The 21,409-nt window shown below is 53.4% G+C and carries 23 protein-coding genes and 1 other annotated feature; of the genes, 13 read left to right on the forward strand and 10 right to left on the reverse strand.

The annotated features are described in order from the left end of the window. Nucleotides 1–17: 17 nt before the first annotated feature. Nucleotides 18–1,304: an HlyC/CorC family transporter gene (locus ACTJJI_RS18790; RefSeq protein WP_043951683.1), complete on the reverse strand. Its 1,287-nt coding sequence runs from the start codon at nt 1,302–1,304 to the stop codon at nt 18–20. Nucleotides 1,305–1,322: 18 nt separating this feature from the next. Then, on the reverse strand, nt 1,323–2,114 hold the full coding sequence (locus ACTJJI_RS18795; RefSeq protein ID WP_014832951.1) for a cytochrome C assembly family protein: 792 nt from the start codon (nt 2,112–2,114) through the stop codon (nt 1,323–1,325). 166 nt (nt 2,115–2,280) lie between these two features. Between ACTJJI_RS18795 and ffh the strand changes: the two genes are divergently transcribed. The 7 genes from ffh to ACTJJI_RS18830 all read left to right on the forward strand — a co-directional run bounded on the left by ffh (nt 2,281) and on the right by ACTJJI_RS18830 (nt 7,717). Continuing rightward, nucleotides 2,281–3,642, forward strand: a complete 1,362-nt coding sequence (ffh, locus tag ACTJJI_RS18800) for a signal recognition particle protein (RefSeq protein ID WP_013098351.1) — start codon at nt 2,281–2,283, stop codon at nt 3,640–3,642. Nucleotides 3,643–3,778: 136 nt separating this feature from the next. Further along, a complete protein-coding gene (gene rpsP, locus ACTJJI_RS18805) occupies nt 3,779–4,027 on the forward strand; it encodes a 30S ribosomal protein S16 (RefSeq protein ID WP_003863133.1) in 249 nt (82 codons plus the stop codon). Nucleotides 4,028–4,042: 15 nt separating this feature from the next. After that, nucleotides 4,043–4,582: a ribosome maturation factor RimM gene (gene rimM / locus ACTJJI_RS18810; protein ID WP_043951682.1), complete on the forward strand. Its 540-nt coding sequence runs from the start codon at nt 4,043–4,045 to the stop codon at nt 4,580–4,582. A 31-nt stretch (nt 4,583–4,613) separates the two neighbouring features. Further along, nucleotides 4,614–5,381, forward strand: coding sequence for a tRNA (guanosine(37)-N1)-methyltransferase TrmD (trmD, locus tag ACTJJI_RS18815; protein WP_014832949.1), 768 nt, complete (start codon nt 4,614–4,616; stop codon nt 5,379–5,381). Between the two features lie 43 nt (nt 5,382–5,424). Further along, nucleotides 5,425–5,772, forward strand: a complete 348-nt coding sequence (gene rplS, locus ACTJJI_RS18820; protein ID WP_002914145.1) for a 50S ribosomal protein L19 — start codon at nt 5,425–5,427, stop codon at nt 5,770–5,772. A gap of 133 nt (nt 5,773–5,905) precedes the next feature. Continuing rightward, nucleotides 5,906–6,310 carry a DUF2946 domain-containing protein gene (locus ACTJJI_RS18825; protein ID WP_050861020.1) on the forward strand — a complete coding sequence of 135 codons (405 nt, stop codon included), beginning with the start codon at nt 5,906–5,908 and terminating at the stop codon, nt 6,308–6,310. A 36-nt stretch (nt 6,311–6,346) separates the two neighbouring features. Then, entirely contained in the window at nt 6,347–7,717 is a 1,371-nt protein-coding gene (locus ACTJJI_RS18830; protein ID WP_440655181.1) for a PepSY-associated TM helix domain-containing protein, read from the forward strand. 2 nt (nt 7,718–7,719) lie between these two features. Here ACTJJI_RS18830 and ACTJJI_RS18835 read toward each other — a convergent pair whose 3' ends face one another. From ACTJJI_RS18835 to ACTJJI_RS18850, 4 genes are all read right to left on the reverse strand, one after another. Further along, on the reverse strand, nt 7,720–8,205 hold the full coding sequence (locus ACTJJI_RS18835; protein WP_014832946.1) for an OmpA family protein: 486 nt from the start codon (nt 8,203–8,205) through the stop codon (nt 7,720–7,722). A gap of 12 nt (nt 8,206–8,217) precedes the next feature. After that, the gene (gene dgcN, locus ACTJJI_RS18840) at nt 8,218–9,438 is read right to left on the reverse strand and encodes a diguanylate cyclase DgcN (protein ID WP_014832945.1); all 1,221 of its coding nucleotides are present in this window, start codon (nt 9,436–9,438) and stop codon (nt 8,218–8,220) included. Continuing rightward, nucleotides 9,431–9,919, reverse strand: a complete 489-nt coding sequence (locus ACTJJI_RS18845; RefSeq protein WP_074163165.1) for a YfiR family protein — start codon at nt 9,917–9,919, stop codon at nt 9,431–9,433. Before ACTJJI_RS18845 ends, dgcN begins: the two co-directional genes overlap by 8 nt. A 199-nt stretch (nt 9,920–10,118) precedes the next feature. After that, complete coding sequence (locus tag ACTJJI_RS18850; RefSeq protein WP_063411445.1) at nt 10,119–10,493, reverse strand: DUF2799 domain-containing protein; 375 nt, start codon at nt 10,491–10,493, stop codon at nt 10,119–10,121. Nucleotides 10,494–10,707: 214 nt separating this feature from the next. On the opposite strand from ACTJJI_RS18850, the gene aroF reads away from it, so the two are divergent. From aroF to ACTJJI_RS18865, 3 genes are read left to right on the forward strand one after another with little or no spacing between them, the layout of a single operon-like run. Next, entirely contained in the window at nt 10,708–11,778 is a 1,071-nt protein-coding gene (gene aroF, locus ACTJJI_RS18855; protein ID WP_440655184.1) for a 3-deoxy-7-phosphoheptulonate synthase AroF, read from the forward strand. Nucleotides 11,779–11,788: 10 nt separating this feature from the next. After that, the gene (gene tyrA, locus ACTJJI_RS18860; protein WP_046889729.1) at nt 11,789–12,910 is read left to right on the forward strand and encodes a bifunctional chorismate mutase/prephenate dehydrogenase; all 1,122 of its coding nucleotides are present in this window, start codon (nt 11,789–11,791) and stop codon (nt 12,908–12,910) included. A gap of 60 nt (nt 12,911–12,970) precedes the next feature. Continuing rightward, entirely contained in the window at nt 12,971–13,843 is an 873-nt protein-coding gene (locus ACTJJI_RS18865) for an SMP-30/gluconolactonase/LRE family protein (RefSeq protein WP_118283478.1), read from the forward strand. On the opposite strand, the gene pheA is transcribed toward ACTJJI_RS18865, so the two are convergent. The 4 genes from pheA to bamD form a co-directional block, all read right to left on the reverse strand. Continuing rightward, a complete protein-coding gene (pheA, locus tag ACTJJI_RS18870; protein WP_014832939.1) occupies nt 13,840–15,000 on the reverse strand; it encodes a bifunctional chorismate mutase/prephenate dehydratase in 1,161 nt (386 codons plus the stop codon). The two genes, ACTJJI_RS18865 and pheA, sit on opposite strands and share 4 nt — an antisense overlap. 30 nt (nt 15,001–15,030) lie before the next feature. Continuing rightward, nucleotides 15,031–15,156, reverse strand: a sequence feature (Phe leader region). Further along, nucleotides 15,108–15,155 carry a pheA operon leader peptide PheL gene (gene pheL / locus ACTJJI_RS18875; RefSeq protein ID WP_100249759.1) on the reverse strand — a complete coding sequence of 16 codons (48 nt, stop codon included), beginning with the start codon at nt 15,153–15,155 and terminating at the stop codon, nt 15,108–15,110. It overlaps the preceding feature by 48 nt. 103 nt (nt 15,157–15,259) lie before the next feature. Beyond that, nucleotides 15,260–15,601: a ribosome-associated translation inhibitor RaiA gene (gene raiA, locus ACTJJI_RS18880; RefSeq protein ID WP_008502470.1), complete on the reverse strand. Its 342-nt coding sequence runs from the start codon at nt 15,599–15,601 to the stop codon at nt 15,260–15,262. A gap of 269 nt (nt 15,602–15,870) precedes the next feature. After that, complete coding sequence (gene bamD / locus ACTJJI_RS18885; protein WP_013098339.1) at nt 15,871–16,608, reverse strand: outer membrane protein assembly factor BamD; 738 nt, start codon at nt 16,606–16,608, stop codon at nt 15,871–15,873. Nucleotides 16,609–16,739: 131 nt separating this feature from the next. On the opposite strand from bamD, the gene rluD reads away from it, so the two are divergent. The 3 genes from rluD (at nt 16,740) to clpB (ending at nt 21,151) form a co-directional block, all read left to right on the forward strand. After that, nucleotides 16,740–17,720 (forward strand): 23S rRNA pseudouridine(1911/1915/1917) synthase RluD, encoded by a 981-nt coding sequence (gene rluD, locus ACTJJI_RS18890; protein ID WP_029882082.1) that lies wholly within the window; start codon nt 16,740–16,742, stop codon nt 17,718–17,720. Then, nucleotides 17,717–18,448: a purine nucleoside phosphorylase YfiH gene (gene yfiH / locus ACTJJI_RS18895; protein WP_342901906.1), complete on the forward strand. Its 732-nt coding sequence runs from the start codon at nt 17,717–17,719 to the stop codon at nt 18,446–18,448. Before rluD ends, yfiH begins: the two co-directional genes overlap by 4 nt. Before the next feature lie 129 nt (nt 18,449–18,577). After that, on the forward strand, nt 18,578–21,151 hold the full coding sequence (clpB, locus tag ACTJJI_RS18900; RefSeq protein WP_440655188.1) for an ATP-dependent chaperone ClpB: 2,574 nt from the start codon (nt 18,578–18,580) through the stop codon (nt 21,149–21,151). The last annotated feature ends 258 nt before the right edge of the window (nt 21,152–21,409 follow it).

A 21,409-nucleotide genomic window follows, 5' to 3' on the forward strand; every position in this document is an offset into this window, starting at 1 on the left:
TTGCCCGGCCTACAACTTTATTCCGCGATACTTTCGCGCAGTGGTTTAACAGGCAGGACCTTCACCTGCTTAATCATATTGTCCTGCACGTCCAGGATATCAATATCATACTGCTCAATACGCACGCGTGTGCCCGCCGCCGGGATCTCTTCCAGCGCTTCCAGAATCATCCCGTTGATGGTGCGAGCCTCATCTTCCGGCAAATGCCAGTTAAAGGCTTTATTGAGTTCGCGGATGTTCGCGCTGCCGTCAATCAGTACCGAGCCATCGTTTTGTGGCGTGACCTCTTCCGCGAGAGAAGGCGACATTGAGGTGGTAAAGTCCCCGACAATCTCTTCCAGAATATCTTCGACCGTCACCAGCCCCTGAATATCGCCATACTCATCGACCACCAGGCCGACTTTCTTCTTGTTACGCTGGAATTTCACCAGCTGCGTGCTGAGCGGCGTCCCTTCCGGTACGTAGTAAATCTCGTCGGCGGCACGCAGCATCACCTCTTTGGTGAACTCTTTTTTCTCGGTCATCAGGCGATACGCTTCCCGCACGCGCAGCATGCTGATGGCGTCGTCCAGGGAGTCGCGATACAGCACAATGCGTCCGTGCGGGGAGTGGGTCAGCTGGCGGACGATGGCCTTCCAGTCGTCGTTAATATCAATCCCGACGATTTCGTTACGCGGCACCATAATGTCGTTAACGCTGACCTTTTCCAGATCCAGCACCGACAGGAGCATGTCCTGATTGCGGCGTGAAATCTGCGAGCGGGATTCGTTCACGATGGTGCGCAGCTCGTCTTTGCTGAGTGCACTGCTGATGGCGACGTCGGCTTTGATGCCGACCATGCGCATCAGGATACGGGTGACCATATTCAACAGCCAGACCAGCGGCATCATCAGGATCAGCAGCGGTGCCAGCAGGAAACTGCTCGGGTAAGCCACTTTTTCCGGGTAAAGCGCAGCGATGGTTTTGGGCAGCACTTCCGCAAACACCAGCACCACAAAGGTCAGGACGCCGGTGGCAATCGCGACCCCGGCGTTGCCGTACAGGCGCATCCCAACGATGGTGCCCAGCGCAGAGGCGAGGATATTGACGAGGTTGTTACCGATAAGCACCAGGCTTATCAGGCGATCCGGTTTACGGAGCAGTTTTTCAACGCGACGTGCGGCGCGGTTACCCTGTTTAGCACGATGACGTAACCGGTAGCGGTTTAAGGTCATCATGCCGGTTTCCGAGCCAGAGAAATAGGCGGAGATGACCACCATGACGATCAGCGTAACGATCAGCGTGGTGGTAGAGATGTGTTCCAGGGGGAACTCCTTTGTTACTTAGCCAGCAAATTGCTGTATGAAGCGGCTACCGAAATAGGCAAGGGTGAGAATGCCCGCACCCGCGACGTTGAACCAGACCACGCGACGACCGCGCCAGCCTTCATGATAATGGCCCCATAACAGGACAATATAGACAAACCACGCGATGATGGAGAGAACCGCTTTGTCGATATTCTCCACGCTGAACAGGTTTTTCATATAAAACAGGCCGGTGCAGAGCGTTAAGGTCAGCAGCACGACACCCACCTGGGTGATGTGGAACATCTTACGCTCAATGACCATCAGCGGCGGCATCTCATGGTTAAACGCCAGCTTTTTATTTTTCAGCTGGTAGTCAATCCAGGCAAGTTGCATGGCGTAGAGCGCGGCAATGATCAGCGTTGCGTAAGAGAACAGCGACAGGCCGATGTGTACCAGCATGCCCGGCGTGGCTTCCAGATGCGTAATGAACTCATTGGGCATAAAGGTGGCTAAGGCCAGATTGATCAGCGCGAAGGCATAAACAATGGGCAGCAACAGCCAGCCGCGATTCTTCGAGGCAACAATTGTCATCACCGTACAGATCATCAGGCTGACCAGCGAGCCGACATTCAGCACGCTCAGGTTTTGCACGCTGCCGTCACCGGGAATGATGCGTGATTCCAGCGCAAAAGCGTGACTAATCAGTGCGATCACCGCCGACAGAATAGCCATGCGCCGCCAGCCGCTGTTTTTTTGCAGCAGTCCGGGAATGATCAGCGCAAGGCTGACAGAGTAGGCAACAAGGGCGATCAGTGCGAAAACAGGCATATAGGCATCGACAGTTGTCTTAATAAGAAAGAGAAGCAGTATAACGTTACGTGACGCCTGCTCCAACCGTTGCATAACAACAAAGGCGCCTTCATGTTATACTCCGGCAAAATTCTGTGTATGTGTCGCTCATGGCGGCCCAACGTTTCTACTCAGGCGAGAGACAATGTTTGATAATTTAACCGATCGTTTGTCGCGCACGCTGCGCAACATCAGCGGCCGCGGACGCCTTACCGAAGACAACATCAAGGAAACGCTGCGCGAAGTGCGCATGGCGCTGCTGGAAGCAGACGTCGCGTTGCCGGTTGTTCGTGATTTTATCAACCGCGTTAAAGAGAAGGCGGTTGGTCACGAAGTTAACAAGAGCCTGACCCCGGGGCAGGAGTTCGTCAAAATCGTTCGTAACGAACTGGTTTCGGCGATGGGCGAAGAGAACCAGGTTCTGAACCTGGCGGCTCAGCCTCCGGCCGTGGTGCTGATGGCGGGCCTGCAGGGTGCGGGTAAAACCACCAGCGTTGGTAAGCTGGGTAAATTCCTGCGCGAGAAGCACAAGAAAAAGGTGCTGGTGGTTTCTGCGGACGTTTATCGCCCGGCGGCAATCAAACAGCTGGAGACCCTGGCGCAGCAGGTTGGCGTCGATTTCTTCCCGTCCGACGTGGCCCAGAAACCTGTCGACATCGTCAATGCCGCGCTGAAAGAAGCGAAGCTTAAATTCTACGACGTGCTGCTGGTGGATACCGCCGGTCGTCTGCACGTTGATGAAGCGATGATGGACGAGATCAAACAGGTGCATGCCTCTATCAACCCGGTAGAGACCCTGTTTGTGGTTGACGCCATGACCGGTCAGGATGCGGCGAACACCGCGAAAGCGTTCAACGAAGCCCTGCCGTTAACTGGCGTGGTGTTGACCAAAGTGGACGGTGACGCCCGCGGCGGTGCGGCGCTTTCTATTCGTCATATCACCGGTAAGCCGATCAAATTCCTCGGCGTGGGCGAAAAAACCGAAGCGCTGGAGCCGTTCCACCCGGACCGTATTGCCTCCCGTATCCTCGGCATGGGTGACGTGCTGTCGCTGATTGAAGATATCGAGAGTAAAGTTGACCGCGCCCAGGCCGAGAAGCTGGCCAGCAAGCTGAAAAAAGGCGACGGTTTCGATCTGACCGACTTCCTTGAGCAGCTGCGTCAGATGAAAAACATGGGCGGTATGGCAAGCCTGATGGGCAAACTGCCGGGCATGGGCCAAATCCCAGACAACGTAAAAGCGCAGATGGATGACAAGGTGCTGGTGCGTATGGAGGCGATCATCAACTCGATGACCCTCAAAGAGCGTGCTAACCCTGACATCATCAAAGGTTCCCGTAAGCGCCGTATCGCAGCCGGTTGCGGCATGCAGGTGCAGGACGTTAACCGCCTTCTGAAACAGTTCGACGACATGCAGCGCATGATGAAGAAAATGAAGAAGGGCGGCATGGCCAAGATGATGCGTGGCATGAAAGGGATGATGCCGCCAGGATTCCCTGGCCGATAAATCGTGTTTAATGCTCAGTATCAAGATGCTGATTGCATTTTCCCCAGAAATCAGTAAAATTTTCGGGCTTTTAATATGACACCCGGGCTCCGTTCCTCGATGGGGCCCGGTTGTTTTATTCACACAAGAGGATGTTATGGTAACTATTCGTTTAGCACGTCACGGCGCTAAAAAGCGTCCGTTCTACCAGGTTGTTGTGACTGACAGCCGTAATGCACGCAACGGTCGCTTCATCGAGCGCGTTGGTTTCTTCAACCCACTGGCCGCTGGCGCAGAAGAAGAAACTCGTCTGGATCTGGATCGTATCGCTCACTGGGTTGGCCAGGGCGCGACTGTTTCCGATCGCGTTGCTACGCTGATCAAAGCAGCAAACAAAGCAGCTTAATCTGTCACGGTGGTCATGATGAGCAATAAAGCACCTGTTGAACCGATCGTATTGGGCAAAATGGGTTCTTGCTACGGTATCCGTGGTTGGCTCAGAGTGTTTTCCTCCACTGAAGACGCTGATAGCATTTTTAATTACCAGCCCTGGTTTATCCAGAAAGCCGGTAAGTGGGAAGAGGTCGAGCTGGAAAGCTGGCGTCACCACAATCAGGACATCATCATCAAGCTGAAAGGCGTTGACGATCGTGATGCCGCGAATGCGCTGACTAATTGTGAAATTGTCGTGGATTCGTCGCAGTTGCCGGAGCTTGAAGAAGGCGACTATTACTGGAAAGACCTTATGGGTTGCCAGGTAGTCACCACTGAAGGCTACAGCCTGGGGAAAGTCATCGACATGATGGAAACCGGGTCCAATGACGTTCTCGTCATTAAGGCAAACCTGAAAGATGCATTTGGCATCAAGGAGCGGTTGGTTCCGTTCCTCGATGGACAGGTTATCAAGAAAGTCGATCTCGCTACTCAAACGATTGAAGTAGATTGGGATCCTGGTTTTTAAATTCTCCGGATAAACGGTAAAAGACGGCGCTATGTGGATTGGCATAATTAGCCTGTTTCCTGAAATGTTCCGCGCGATTACCGATTACGGGGTAACTGGCCGGGCAGTAAAGAATGGCCTGCTGAGCATCCAGAGCTGGAGTCCTCGTGACTTCACGCATGACCGGCACCGTACCGTGGACGATCGTCCTTACGGCGGCGGACCGGGGATGCTAATGATGGTGCAACCCTTACGGGACGCCATTCACACAGCAAAAGCCGCGGCAGGTGAAGGCGCAAAGGTGATTTATCTGTCACCTCAGGGACGCAAGCTTGATCAAGCGGGCGTCAGCGAACTGGCGACGAATCAAAAACTGATTCTGGTCTGTGGTCGCTACGAAGGGATAGATGAGCGCGTAATTCAAACCGAAATTGACGAAGAATGGTCTATCGGCGATTACGTTCTCAGTGGTGGTGAGTTACCAGCGATGACGCTGATTGACTCTGTCGCCCGGTTCATTCCGGGTGTACTGGGCCATGAAGCTTCGGCAACGGAAGATTCCTTTGCCGATGGGTTGCTGGACTGTCCACACTATACCCGTCCTGAAGTGTTAGAAGGGATGGAAGTCCCGGCAGTGTTACTGTCTGGAAACCATGCTGAGATACGTCGCTGGCGTTTGAAGCAGTCGCTGGGCCGAACCTGGCTTAGAAGACCTGAACTTCTGGAAAACCTGGCTCTGACTGAAGAGCAAGCAAAGTTGCTGGCCGAGTTCAAAACTGAACACGCGCACCAGCAGCATGAACATGATGGGAATGCGTAATACGCTCCCGAATATCAGTTTACCCAGGATAAGAGATTAAATTATGAGCAACATTATTAAGCAACTTGAACAAGAGCAGATGAAGCAGGACGTACCTTCCTTCCGTCCAGGTGACACCGTGGAAGTGAAAGTATGGGTTGTTGAAGGTTCCAAAAAACGTCTGCAGGCATTCGAGGGCGTGGTTATCGCTATTCGTAACCGCGGTCTGCACTCTGCATTCACTGTTCGTAAAATTTCCAACGGCGAAGGCGTTGAGCGTGTCTTCCAGACTCACTCTCCGGTAGTTGACAGCATTGCTGTTAAACGTCGTGGTGCTGTACGTAAAGCTAAACTGTACTACCTGCGTGAGCGTACTGGTAAGTCTGCTCGTATTAAAGAGCGTCTGAACTAAGATTCGCTTAAGCGACATCCTGTTAGAAAGGGCTGGCCGAAAGGCTGGCCCTTTTTTTTATCCCATCGCATCTCTCGTGTTAACCCTTTCGTCATAAATCATTTACAATGCTGGCCTCTTCCGTGGAGGGTAAGTGATTAACGTACTGCATCAGCATAACTGGAAACGCGCAGCGGCATTGACCGCGCTGTTTGCGATCCTGCTGATCGTGATCGCACCGCTTATCTCCGTCTCGCTGCAAAAAGATCCCATGAGTGCCATGCCGGGGATGCACCATGACATGAGCATGATGTCGATGGATGAGCACCACGGCGATATGCCGCACAGCATGCCGGTTGACCATGCGGAAGCCTGTGGCTACTGCGTGCTATTAGCCCACGTGCCGGGCATGATACTCGCGCTGATTGTGCTGCTCAGTGTCGTGCTGCACAGGCTACGTGTGAAGCCGCCGCGTCAGGCGGTCAGCCACTGGCATTTTTTCCCCTGGCTTTATCCCGATACCCGCGCGCCGCCGCGGCAGTCTGCTTTTTCCCTTTAAAAATATCGATAACTTTTTGCCTTAAAAAGGAAAAGTATGACTACCTGCACTCCGCGCGCGGCATGGGGAAACCTGCTGCGTCGACTCCATTTCTATGTCGGGCTGTTTGTCGGCCCGTTTATCTTCTTCGCCGCGCTGACCGGTACGCTGTACGTGGCGACACCGCAGCTGGAAAATATTCTGTACCGGCACGCGCTCCATACGGATTCCGTGGGGGAACTACAACCGCTGGCGGAGCAGATCGCCGTGGCGGAAAAAAACATCGGCACCAGTCTGCGTTTACACGCCGTGCGTCCTGGCCTGGTTGCGGGTGAAACCACCCGTGTAATGTTTGCCGACCCGTCGCTTGGCCCATCGGAAACCCGCGCTGTTTTTATCGATCCCGTCACTCTTGCGGTGCGTGGCGATATGACGGTGTATGGTACCAGCGGAATTTTACCGTTACGCCAGACCATTGATTATCTGCATACGTCACTGATGCTGGGTAACGTTGGTCGGATCTACAGCGAGCTGGCCGCCTCGTGGATGTGGGTCGCCGCGCTGGGCGGGATTGCGCTGTGGTTTTATACCCGGCCAAAACGTCGGATCAACAATCGTTTTCAGAACCGGCGTCGCCTGCATGTCACGCTGGGCTGGGTGCTGCTGGGGGGAATGTTGCTGTTCTCTGCGACGGGCCTGACGTGGTCTCAGTGGGCGGGCGGCAACGTGGATAAACTTCGTGCGCAGATGAACTGGCTAACCCCACAGGTGAACACCACGCTTTCGGGTGCCCCCGTCACGATGGAGGAACACGCTGAACATCGCGGACATCATGGTGGCATGATGATGCCCGACGTGACGATAGATCTGACCCGGTTTGATGGCGTATTGCACGCTGCCCGTCAGGCAGGGATTGATGCGAATAAACTCGAAATCCGCCCGGCGAAAAGCGCTGACCAGGCATGGACCGTGACGGAAATTGACCGCAGCTGGCCGACCCAGGTGGATGCGGTTGCTGTGGATCCGAATTCCATGCAAATTCTGGACAGAACCCGCTTTGAGAATTTCCCGCTAATGGCAAAGCTGACCCGCTGGGGCGTGGATTTCCATATGGGGATCTTGTTCGGCCTGGCGAACCAGTTGCTGCTTATCGCATTTGGCCTGGCGCTGTGTGTGCTGATTGTCTGGGGATACCGGATGTGGTGGATGCGTCGCCCGGCGCAATCGACGGCGGATCCGCTTCAGACGCTTTGTCAGTGCTGGCTGGCGCTCCCGGGATGGGGAAAAGTCGTCACGGTGGTGGTCAGCGTAGTGCTGGGGCTGGCATTGCCGGTGATGGGCGCGAGCCTGGCGCTGTTTATTCTGGTCGACTGGCTGCGCTGGCGAGCGGCAGCCGGCGTGTCGCTCGCACAATCATCCGTTAAATAAGGCTATGGCGTGCTGATGACCACCGCGACCCGACGGTTTTCAGCACGCCCTTGCGCCGTACTGTTGCTGGAAACCGGATATTTTTTACCTAATCCCTGCGTGGTGAGGTTGCTGCGCGGGATATTGGCGCCTTTGGCCCAGACGTCAGCCACTGCATTGGCACGTTTTAACGACAGCGCTTCGTTGTAGCTCTCTTCACCGTAATTATCGGTGTGTCCATCCATGCGCGCGTGTTTCAGGCCGGTAGCCGCCAGGCGAGATGCCATGGTGCGGATCTGCGCTTCACTTTCCGGGCGCAGTCTGGCGTCATTTTTATCAAACAGGATTGTATCTGACAGGCCCAGAGACCAGTCGCCATTCAGCTCGTTAAAACCGTATGACTTCATCGCCGCAATTTGCTCAGGGGTGAATTTACCTTCAGGTGGTGACTGGCAACCTGCCAGCACTATCGAAGCGAGAAATAACGGCGCGAAGTATCGCTTTAACATATCGTATCCTTTCTAAGTTATTGCTTTTGTACGCTGGTTTTTATCCTGGTACATGTTGCGGTCGGCTTGCTCCAGTAATGCTTCCACAGAGGCACTTTCCCACGCCAGAGCAAAGCCAATGCTAAGTGACATCGTTGCTGTCTGCCCGTTATGCAGATCGAACGGGCGCATAAACTGCTGCGACAGCGCAGCACAAATCTGTTGAACCTCTGCGGCAGACTGAACGCCGTACAGCACCATCGCAAACTCGTCACCGCCAAGGCGGTATGACTGATGACGCTTATCGCCAAATTCGACCATCCTGCTGGCGACTTCAATCAGCACGCAATCGCCTGCCGCATGTCCCCAGGTGTCATTAATAAACTTGAAATTATCGCCGTCGAGGAACAGTAGGGCAGAGTTGGTTTTCGCGGAGGTGTCGTTCATTAATGCCGCGATGCTGCTACGAAACGCAGCCCGATTGGCAAGGCCGGTCAGCGGATCGTGCATGGCGGTACGCAGCAGTTGGGCGTTTTTGGCCTGCAGCTTCAGCTGCCACTCTTCCATCTCATCCAGCAGGCTGTTGAAGTCCTCGCCGAACTGGTGGAATTCTTCGATACGGCCATCCTTCACCCGGCGGGAGAAGTTGCGGTTGGTGCGTACGTCATGAACGACGTCGGTGATATTTTGCAACGCCGTCACCATGCCCTGGTGCAGGGAGTGGGTAATCGTGAGCGCAACGGCGGTAGCAAAAAGAATACAGCCGGTGAGAACGGCGAACGACAGCCAGATGAAATGACTGATCAGATTGTCGCGCGCGGTGAGGCGGATTTCGCCGATCGCATTGCCGTTATGCATGATGGGCTGTGCAACCGGATTGGGGAACAGCCAGCGGCTAACCAGCGCGCCCAGCGTGTCGTTATTATCCTCCGGGTTCCAGGACCAGTAAGCAAATCGCTTTTTATGTACGTTGATAACCTCAGCTACGGCAAACTGGCCCTGTTTACCCAGGGTCGCAAGCGTTTCGTTGGCTGCCAGCGCATCGTTAAAGACCAGTGAGGCTTCAAGGCTGTGGCTCATTGTTGCGCCGGTTAATTCGAGGTTTTTTTGCGCGTATTGCTTTAATGTCACCACGGAAGCAAAACAGAGCAGCAGCCAAATTAACGTCATGGTGATGATGACGCTTATCATGCTGATTCGTCGCAACGTGCTTTTAAACGTTGGACGTGGTGTTGAAGTGAATTCTTTATCCATGCTGCTTATTCCGTGCGAGCATTAATACATCCGGATTGACGCGTACACCACTGCGCGTTAATGCATCCAGATTGACGGAAAATCTGACCTGGTTGTGATCGATTATCAGGCAAAATGCACTGCCAATAACACATTCCGGATTCTGCTCTGAGATTAATAGCAATGCTCTGCCCTGATACTGGCTTATTAATTCAAGTTGTTTTGCCGGCGATTCAGTCCCGAAATAAATAGCATCGCACGTCGCGGACAGGGCTTCCTGATCGTTATGCACAATAACGGGAGTATAAGGTAACTCGCTTTGCCCCTCTTCACGGCTAAGTGCTTGCGTGTAGTGAGATGAGGCATAAACACAGAGTTTAGGTTGCCCGGAAAGTGACGGCCATCGGGTGTAGCTCACAATACCCGACACAATCGAACGCACCGATTTATCGGTTTCTGTGAACGTGCCTGCCGTCGCTGGGCCCACCATAAAGAACAGCATTAGCACCAGAGTGAGTCGGAACAAAGAGATCAAGAATGAATTTCTCACCAGAATCCGCCACACCGCTCTGGAAATAGATGTCCTTAAGAGTTGTCGGCAGAATACCATTGTTTATCAAAGCCGTCATTATGTCAGAAATATCCTGCGTTCGACCTAAGCTAAATCCTACAGTGACTCTATTCCGGCACAGAGAACCGGCTTAATTTAGCCTGCTGGCGCGCATACTTTCATCCATTCCTTGTTGCCATGATTCATGAAGCTTTGCTGCATTTTCGGCGGTATCACAACTGGCAGGGAAAGATTTGCCTGCTAATCCCCAGGCGTGAATAAATCCTTCTTCACACACTTTCTTCTGACCGTCGGCGTAGCCACGAAGATATTCACTACGATCAACATGCGGGTCGTTAAAACTATCGGCCAGCGTCTGATTATCTTTAACCGGCAGGCCATTCATGGCGTCTTCTTTACCCGCGTCGAACCAACTGGGACTGGTCCAGTCGGGCTGGAAGGTGTAAGGATTGATCTGGCAGCCCGATAAAAACAGCGACAACAGCATAAGAGCGATTGAACGCATAGCCATTCTCCTTTTTTCTTCAGCATAGCCTGGCCAAAGAAAGTATGGCTGTAATTTTATCTTTACGATTTCAGTGGCTGATTTTTGCAGTGAAATGGCTTTTGTAAAGTAAAATGTACGTATTTTGGATTGAAATCTTTACTTGTTGTGGTATCGTTGTTTCACCTCTTCGAGGAAAACAACTATCGCAAACGAGCTTTACAGGATCGCCATCATGCAAAAAGACGCGCTGAACAACGTACATATCACTGACGAACAGGTTTTGATTACTCCGGATCAACTGAAAGCGGAGTTCCCGCTGAGTGTCGCGCAGGAGGCTCAAATTGAGCATTCGCGCCAGACCATTTCTGACATTATCGCTGGCCGCGATCCGCGCCTGCTGGTGGTATGTGGTCCTTGCTCCATTCACGATCCTGAGACCGCCATTGAATACGCTCGTCGATTTAAAGCATTAGCGGAGGAGGTCAGCGATAGCCTCTACCTGGTGATGCGCGTCTATTTTGAGAAGCCACGTACCACCGTTGGCTGGAAAGGGTTGATTAACGATCCGCACATGGATGGCTCGTTTGATGTGGAAGCCGGTCTGAAGATTGCACGTCGTCTGCTGGTGGAGTTGGTCAGCATGGGGCTGCCGCTGGCAACCGAAGCGCTGGATCCGAACAGCCCGCAGTACCTGGGCGATCTGTTTAGCTGGTCTGCGATTGGTGCGCGTACCACGGAATCACAAACCCACCGTGAAATGGCGTCTGGTCTGTCGATGCCGGTGGGTTTCAAAAACGGGACCGACGGTAGCCTTGCCACGGCGATCAACGCCATGCGCGCCGCGGCCATGCCGCATCGCTTTGTGGGTATTAACCAGGCGGGCCAGGTTTGTCTCCTGCAGACGCAGGGTAATCCGGATGGCCATGTGATCCTTCGCGGCGGTAAAGCGCCAAACTACAGCCCGGTAGATGTGGCACAGTGTGAAAAAGAGATGGAGCAGGCGGGACTGCGCCCGGCACTGATGGTAGATTGCAGTCATGGTAATTCGAATAAAGATTACCGTCGTCAGCCGGCGGTGGCGGAATCGGTGGTCGCACAGATCAAAGACGGCAACCGTTCTATTATCGGTCTGATGATTGAGAGCAATATTCATGAAGGCAATCAATCTTCTGAACAACCGCGCAGCGCAATGAAGCACGGTGTATCCGTGACGGATGCCTGCATCAGCTGGGAAACCACCGATGCGCTGCTGCGTGAGATCCACAAAGATTTAAACGGCCAGCTGGCGACGCGTCTGGCTTAAGAGGTTAGGTATGGTTGCTGAATTGACCGCATTACGCGATCAAATTGATGAAGTGGATAAGGCGCTGCTGGATCTGTTAGCGCGCCGCATGGCGCTGGTTGCCGAGGTCGGTGAGGTCAAAAGCAAATATGGCCTGCCGATTTACGTTCCGGAGCGCGAGGCCTCCATGCTGGCTTCCCGTCGTAAAGAGGCCCAGATGCTGGGCGTCTCGCCGGATTTGATTGAAGATGTCCTGCGTCGTGTGATGCGGGAGTCCTACTCCAGCGAAAATGACAAAGGCTTCAAGACCCTGTGTCCGTCCCTGCGCCCGGTCGTGATTGTGGGCGGGGCAGGGCAGATGGGGCGGCTGTTTGAAAAAATGCTGACCCTGTCTGGCTATCAGGTGCGCATTCTGGAAAAAGAGGACTGGGCAAAAGCGCCGGAGCTGATGAAAGATGCCGGAATGGTCATTGTCAGCGTGCCGATTCACGTGACGGAGCAGATCATTGCGAAGCTTCCTCCGCTGCCGGCAGATTGCATCCTGGTGGACTTAGCGTCCGTGAAAAATGGCCCGCTGCAGGCAATGCTTGCCGCGCACACAGGGCCGGTGTTGGGGCTGCATCCTATGTTTGGCCCGGACAGCGGCAGCCTGGCGAAACAGGTGGTGGTCTACTGTGATGGTCGTCAGCCGGAAGCCTATCAGTGGTTCCTGGAACAGATTCAGGTTTGGGGCGCGCGGCTGCACCGCATCAGCGCGGTTGAACACGATCAGAACATGGCGTTCATTCAGGCGCTGCGCCACTTTGCAACCTTTGCCTATGGGCTGCATCTGGCGGAAGAGAATGTGCAGCTTGAGCAGTTACTGGCACTCTCTTCGCCAATCTATCGTCTGGAGCTGGCGATGGTCGGGCGTCTGTTTGCTCAGGATCCCCAGCTTTACGCCGACATTATTATGTCGTCTGAGAACAACCTGGCCCTGATTAAGCGTTACTACCAGCGATTTGGCGAAGCCATCACGCTGCTGGAACACGGAGACAAGCAGGCGTTTATCGACAGTTTCCGTAAGGTTGAGCACTGGTTTGGCGATTACGCACAACGTTTCCAGAGCGAGAGCCGCACGCTGTTGCGTCAGGCAAATGACAGTCGCCAGTAATGCGATGATGTATATACTGAAAGCCAGCATTGCTGGCTTTTTTCATTTTGGGGAACTGTCATGGCCGAACCGCAGCTGCTGTTGAACTACACCGGGCATCTGCCCGAATGCCCGACGTGGAGTGCAGAGGAAAATGCGCTTTACTGGGCGGATATTCTTGAAGGTGAGATCCACCGTTATCATTTACCCACGGCGGAACACACCGTGCTCTCTTTCCACGAAGAGGTGGGGTGTTTCGCCCTGCGCGAACGCGGCGGTTTTATCGTCGCGATGCGAAGCGGCATCTGGCTTTCCGATAAACACGGTCTGCTGCAGCGCAAAGTCTGTGATAACCCGTCTAACCCGCAGCTTGCGCGTTTCAATGACGGGGGAACCGATCACAGGGGCCGGTTTTACGCCGGTACCTTCTGGGCGCCGGGTGATTACAACGGGGCGCTGCTGATGCGCATTGATAACGATCTGACGCCAAAAGTTATCCAGTGCGACATTCATGGCCACAATGGTCTGGCATTCAGCCCCGACCATCGGTGGATGTTTACTTCTGATACACCAAACGGCGTTATCTACCGTACCCCGCTGGATGAGCAGGGGGAACCCGGTAAACGTGAGGTATTCCGCCAGTTTAAAGACGGCGAAGGGATACCGGACGGTGCCGCGATGGATGTGGAAGGCTGCTACTGGAGTGCGCTGTTTGACGGCTGGCGTATTGCGCGTTTTTCTCCGCAAGGGGAGCAACTGGAGGAGTACCGCATGCCGGTACGTTGCCCGACGATGGTCTGTTTTGGCGGCGATGATATGAAAACACTGTTTATTACCACCACGCAGGAAAATATGGATGCGGAGGAGGTGGCGAAGTATCCGCTCTCCGGCGCTATCTTCACCCTGCCGGTGAATGTGGCAGGGATGAAGAAAAGCCGCTTTATCGAACGTTAGGCCGGGTCGACAGGAACCACGTTTTCGCTCGGATAACAGCCCAGCACTTTCATTGAACGGGTGATTTCACCCAGTTCACGCAGGGCTTTCTGCATGGATGGCGATTCCAGGTTGGCCTGAATGTCGAGATAGAACATCTCTTCCCACGGATTGCCGTGAATCGGGCGTGATTCAAGGCGGGTCATGATCAGATTGTGGTTACGCAGCACCAGTAGCGCTTCAACCAGCGCCCCTGCCTGCTGTCCGGTTGCCATCAACAGGGTGGTTTTGGCTGGCACCTGATCAGAGACATTGATGGCTTTGCGCGCCAGTACGATGAAGCGGGTAATGTTTTGCGTCTGGTTTGCCAGGTTGCGTTCCAGAACCTGAAGACCATACAGCGCACCGCCCGCTTCGCTGCCCAGCGCCGCGACAGTAGGGGAGTTCGCCTGGGCGACTTTTTCCATCGCCGCTGAGGTGCTTTCGGTGTACTCAATTTTCCAGTTCGGGTAGTGATTCAGGAACTGGCTGCACTGCTGGAATGGCTGCGGATGGCTGTAGACCGTCTCGATGGTGCTCAAATCGGTAGAGCCAGAGACCAGCACGCAGTGATCGATAGGGATCGTCAACTCACCCACCAGCGACAGGCTGGTGTGTTGCAGCAAATCGTAGACGTCGTTAATGGCACCGGAGCTGGTGTTTTCAATCGGTACGACGGCGTAATCCGCCTGACCGGTTTCCACCTGATTGAAAATATCGGCGAACTTCGCACAGCCGCTTTCAATAAACTCTTCAAAATGGCGTGCAGCGTACTGGCGGGCAGCCAGATGGGAATAAGAGCCTTTAGGGCCAAGAAACGCGATGCGGGCAGAGTGCGGGTTGGTTTTATTCAGATGCTGCTGCAAAAGCGCTTGCTGGGTCAGAACGGAATCTTCGATGATGAGCTGGAACAAACGGGTGATGTAATGAGCATCAAGGTGATGTGCTTTACCGAGTTGAATCAGACGTTCCAGCAGATCGCGTTCGCGGTCAATATCACGTACCGGACGATGCGAGTCCAGTTTGGCTTTACCCACTTCGATGGCGAGCGCGCGGCGTTCTGCCAGAAGCGCCAGTAATTTTTCATCCAGTGCGCTGATTTTTACTCGCAGGTCCAGTAACGGGTTTTCCGGTGTCATAGTGTTGTCTGTCTCGTTTTATCGTTATCAATAAAAAAGGCCCCCCGGAGTGGGAGGCCTTGTTGTTCGTCTTCGCATTCTTTATCACACGACGAAACGCCTCCCGTTCAGGGGAAGGTAAAAAAGAATGCGAAGAAGAACGGCGTCAGTTTCATGAAATCATCCTGTGGTTGATAACCTTAAAGTACCTGTACTGTTTTCACCCTGTCAATAAAAAACGCGCCCGAAGGCGCGTTGGCGGTAAACTCAATTTAAAGGATTACTCTTCTTCAACTTCTTCCGCGAAGCTGGCGTCTTTCACCGAGGTCGTGGCGCGACGGGCTTCACCTTTGTGCTGCACTTTATTGAGCTGCCGTTCCAGCTTGTTGATCAAATCGTTAATAGCGGTGTACATATCCTCGTGTTTTGCGCTGGCGACCAGATGGCCGTTTGGAGTATTGATAGTTGCGTCAGCGATGAAACCCTGCGGCTCCTTGGACAGGATGATATGTGGATTAATCAAGTGTGTTTGCCATTTATCCAGTTTGGCGAGACGGTCTGCGACGTGCTGGCGAATTGCCGGGGTAATTTCCATTTGTTTGCTGGTAATGTTCATTGTCATAAATTTTACCTCTTGTCTTTCCGTCTTGGTGATTCCAGCATACCTGTCCTAATGTCAAAATGTGTGATTTAGATCACGTTATTTTGTCGGTTTTTGTCAGGGAATCTTTTTTGTGAGGCAGGGCAGGAAGAGGCGAGATTTACCTTGTCGAAGGCAAAAATTGCGGTCATAGTTGATAGGATGTGTTGAAGCTAAACCGCTTCAGCTTGTCTCTTAAATGAATAAAAAAACGGCAGCCCGCGGGCTGCCGTTTTGCATTGACGTCACTATCAGGTGTTGCTGCTGTTGGCGGCGATGATTTTCGCCACCTTATCAGCCTGTGCGGTCATCTGCATCTGACGGTAAGCATTCTCCATCAGCTTCAGGCCGTCGCGCGTCGCCTGCGTATCCGGATAATCACGCAGCATCCCTTCTACACGGTTAACCACGGCTACCCATGCGCCACGGCGGGTGTAGTATTCAGCGACCGAGTATTCGTATTTCGCCAGACGATCTTTCAGGAACACCAGACGTTTGGTGGCATCGGTCACGTACTGACTGTTCGGATAACCGCGCACCAGTTTGGAAAAGTCGTTGAACGCATCGCGCGCATGCTGCGGGTCACGGTCGGAGCGATCCACACCGAAGAAGCCCTGCAGGGCACTGTCATCCAGCGCCATGTTGGTCAGGCCGCGCATGTACATTACATAGTCGATGTTAGGATGAGTCGGGTTCAGACGCATGAAACGATCGATGGTTGCCTGAGCCAGCGGCAGATCGGCATTTTTATAGTATGCGTAGATGAGATCTAACTGTACCTGCTGCGAATACGGACCAAATGGATAGCGATTATCCAACGCTTCCAGTTGCGTTATCGCCTGTTTCCAGTTACCGTCCTGCAACTTTTGTTGTGCAGTCGCATAGATTTCATTCGGCGGATTGTCAGGGACCTGTTCATTTGAACCGGAGCAGCCCACCAAAGCCAGGCTCAACGTGGCCGCTGCCACCAGATATTTCATGCGCGTCATGACGTTTTGACTTTCCTCAAATGTTTGTCCGGGAGAAACTCTGTTCCTGCTCCCGATTAAGACCAGCTACAATAGCACACTATATTAAACGGCAAAGCCGTAAAACCCAACGTTAAACGAAGAAGCAGTTTATGGCACAACGAGTAGAACTCACCGCAACAGTCTCCGAAAATCAGCTCGGTCAACGCTTAGATCAAGCTTTGGCCGAATTGTTCCCTGATTATTCGCGTTCACGCATAAAAGAATGGATTCTTGACCAGCGCGTGCTGGTAAACGGTAAAGTCTGGGACAAACCGAAAGAGAAAGTGTTAGGTGGGGAAGCTGTCGCCATCAATGCTGAAATCGAAGAGGAAATCCGCTTCGAGCCACAGGATATCCCACTGGACATCGTCTATGAAGATGATGACATTCTGGTGATTAACAAGCCGCGCGACCTGGTTGTTCATCCGGGAGCGGGGAATCCTGACGGTACGGTACTTAACGCACTTCTCCATTATTATCCGCCGATTGCTGATGTGCCGCGCGCCGGTATCGTGCATCGTCTGGATAAAGACACTACCGGTCTGATGGTGGTGGCAAAGACCGTACCTGCCCAGACTCGCCTGGTGGAATCACTGCAGCTGCGTGAGATCACCCGCGAATATGAAGCCGTGGCTATTGGCCATATGACTGCTGGCGGTACGGTTGATGAGCCGATCAGCCGTCACCCTACCAAACGTACTCATATGTCGGTGCATCCGATGGGTAAACCGGCGGTGACGCACTATCGCATTATGGAACATTTCCGCATTCATACGCGTCTGCGTCTGCGTCTGGAGACCGGTCGTACCCACCAGATCCGCGTGCATATGGCGCACATCACCCATCCGCTGGTGGGGGATCAGGTTTACGGTGGTCGTCCGCGTCCGCCAAAAGGAGCATCGGACGAGTTCATTAGCGTACTGCGCAAGTTTGATCGTCAGGCGCTGCACGCCACCATGCTGCGCCTTTATCACCCTATTTCAGGGATTCAAATGGAATGGCACGCGCCGATCCCGCAGGATATGGTGGAGCTTATTGACGCCATGCGCGCAGATTTTGAAGAACACAAAGATCAAGTGGACTGGTTATGACCAAACTGATTGTTCCGGAGTGGCCACTGCCTGAAGGTGTGGCTGCCTGCAGTTCAACCCGCGTTGGCGGGGTTAGCCAGGGGGCGTGGGCGTCTTTGAACCTTGGCGCACACTGCGGCGACAACCTGGAACACGTTGAAGAAAACCGCTCGCGGCTGTTTGCTGCGGGCAACTTACCGTCTAAACCGGTGTGGCTTGAGCAGGTTCACGGTAAAGCCGTGCTGAAGTTGACGGGAGCACCCTACGCGTCTAAACGTGCCGATGCCTCCTACAGCGATACGCCGGGAACAGTATGCGCGGTGATGACAGCCGATTGCCTGCCGGTGCTGTTTTGTAACCGTGCGGGTACCGAGGTTGCGGCTGCTCATGCGGGCTGGCGTGGTCTGTGTGAAGGCGTGCTGGAAGAGACCGTCGCCTGCTTCAAAGACGATCCTGCAAATATCATTGCCTGGCTTGGCCCGGCAATTGGTCCTCAGGCATTCGAGGTGGGCCCAGAGGTTCGTGAAGCGTTTATGGCAAAAGATCCGCAAGCCGTTAACGCTTTCGAACCTGTGGGGGAAAAATATCTGGCCGATATTTATCAGCTTGCACGTCAGCGTCTGAATAATGTCAAGGTGACGCAGATCTTCGGCGGTGACCGCTGTACGTTCACCGAAAAGGGTGATTTCTTCTCTTATCGCCGCGACAAGACGACGGGGCGTATGGCAAGTTTTATTTGGCTGATATAACCTAAAGAATCAAGACGATCCGGCACGTGCCGTTTTCTTTTCACATAATTCAGGTCATTAACCTTGAATAATTGAGGGATGACCTCATTTAATCTCCAGTAGCAAATTTGACCTGTTATGGGAGGAGTTATGCGTCTGGATCGTCTTACTAATAAATTCCAGCTTGCTCTCGCCGATGCCCAGTCCCTTGCACTGGGGCACGACAACCAATTCATCGAACCTCTTCATTTAATGAGCGCCTTGCTGAATCAGGAAGGGGGATCGGTACGTCCATTATTAACGTCTGCTGGCATTAATGCTGGCCAGTTACGCACCGCCATCGATCAGGCGCTGAGCCGTTTACCGCAGGTAGAAGGTACCGGCGGTGACGTTCAGCCGTCCCAGGATCTGGTGCGGGTGCTGAACCTTTGCGACAAGCTGGCGCAAAAACGTGGGGACAACTTTATTTCGTCGGAACTGTTTGTTCTGGCGGCGCTTGAATCACGCGGTACCCTGACCGACCTGCTGAAAACTGCCGGCGCAACCACGGCCAATGTGACTCAGGCGATTGAGAAAATGCGTGGGGGTGAAAGCGTGAACGATCAGGGAGCCGAAGACCAACGTCAGGCTTTGAAAAAATTTACGGTCGATCTGACCGAGCGTGCTGAGCAGGGTAAACTTGACCCGGTGATCGGCCGTGATGAAGAAATTCGACGTACTATCCAGGTTCTGCAGCGCCGTACCAAAAACAACCCGGTACTCATTGGTGAACCGGGTGTCGGTAAAACCGCCATCGTTGAAGGTCTGGCGCAGCGTATTGTAAACGGTGAAGTACCGGAAGGGCTGAAAGGCCGCCGTGTACTGGCGCTGGATATGGGGGCGCTGGTGGCCGGGGCGAAGTATCGCGGTGAATTCGAAGAGCGCCTGAAAGGGGTGCTTAACGATCTGGCAAAACAGGAAGGCAATGTCATTCTGTTTATCGATGAGTTGCACACCATGGTCGGTGCCGGTAAAGCAGACGGCGCGATGGATGCCGGGAACATGCTGAAACCTGCACTGGCACGCGGTGAACTTCACTGTGTGGGTGCCACGACGCTGGACGAGTACCGTCAGTACATCGAAAAAGATGCTGCACTTGAACGTCGTTTCCAGAAGGTGTTTGTCGCGGAACCAAGCGTGGAAGATACCATCGCGATCCTGCGTGGTCTGAAAGAACGTTATGAGCTGCACCACCATGTGCAGATCACTGACCCGGCGATTGTTGCGGCAGCGACGCTTTCGCATCGTTATATCGCCGACCGTCAGTTACCGGATAAAGCGATCGACCTTATCGATGAGGCCGCATCCAGCATTCGTATGCAGATAGACTCGAAACCGGAAGAGTTGGACAGACTCGACCGTCGTATCATTCAGCTCAAACTGGAACAGCAGGCACTCAAGAAAGAGTCTGATGAAGCCAGTAAAAAACGCCTCGATATGCTCAATGAGGAACTGGACGATAAAGAGCGCCAGTATTCTGAGTTAGAAGAAGAGTGGAAGGCAGAGAAAGCGTCACTCTCTGGCACTCAGACCATTAAGGCTGAACTTGAACAGGCAAAAATTGCCATTGAGCAGGCGCGTCGTGTGGGTGACCTGGCGCGAATGTCAGAGTTGCAGTACGGCAAAATCCCTGAGCTGGAGAAACAGCTTGAGATTGCGACGCAGTCTGAAGGTAAAACGATGCGTCTGTTACGTAACAAAGTAACGGATGCGGAAATTGCTGAGGTGCTGGCGCGCTGGACCGGTATTCCGGTAGCACGCATGATGGAAAGCGAACGCGATAAACTGCTGCGCATGGAGCAGGATCTGCATCAGCGCGTGATTGGCCAGGACGAGGCGGTTGAAGCGGTTTCTAACGCCATCCGTCGTAGCCGCGCCGGATTGTCTGATCCTAATCGTCCGATTGGTTCGTTCCTGTTCCTGGGCCCTACCGGGGTGGGTAAAACCGAGCTGTGTAAGGCGCTGGCTAACTTTATGTTCGACAGTGACGACGCGATGGTGCGTATCGACATGTCCGAGTTTATGGAGAAACACTCCGTTTCACGTCTGGTGGGTGCGCCTCCGGGATATGTCGGTTATGAAGAAGGTGGTTACCTGACAGAAGCGGTACGCCGTCGCCCTTATTCCGTCATCCTGCTGGACGAAGTGGAAAAAGCGCACCCGGATGTGTTCAATATTCTGCTGCAGGTCCTGGATGATGGTCGTCTGACCGACGGGCAGGGGAGAACGGTGGATTTCCGTAATACGGTCGTGATCATGACATCGAACCTGGGTTCCGATTTGATTCAGGAACGTTTCGGTGAACTGGATTACAGCCATATGAAGGATCTGGTTCTGGGTGTGGTTGGCCATAACTTCCGTCCGGAGTTCATCAACCGTATCGATGAAGTGGTGGTATTCCATCCTCTGGGTGAGAAACACATTGCGTCGATTGCACAGATCCAGCTGCAGCGTCTGTACAAACGTCTGGAAGAGCGTGGATATGAAATTCACATCTCTGACGATGCGCTGAAACTGCTGAGCGAAAATGGTTACGATCCGGTTTACGGGGCGCGTCCGTTGAAACGTGCTATCCAGCAGCAGATCGAAAACCCGCTGGCGCAGCAGATACTGTCAGGCGAACTGGTTCCGGGCAAAGTTATCCGTCTGGAAGCCAACGACGACCGAATTGTGGCAGTGCAGTAAGTCACAAAACGCAAAAACGAGCCGCTTGCGGCTCGTTTTTGTTTAAAAACCAGGCCAGAATTGAGGTCTGGGATGTAATTTGCCTGGAAAGTGAGCAGTCAGTAAATAATTTTCACTTTATCCTTGCAGCTTCAGAATTACTCCCTATAATGCGCCTCCACTGACACGGAACAACGGCACACACGCCGCCGGGTCAGCAGAGAAAAGCAAATTAAACGCTTGACTCTGAAGCGGGAAAGCGTAATATGCACACCCCGC

The organism is Enterobacter sp. 22466 (assembly GCF_052044775.1).
Classification (GTDB): domain Bacteria; phylum Pseudomonadota; class Gammaproteobacteria; order Enterobacterales; family Enterobacteriaceae; genus Enterobacter; species Enterobacter dissolvens.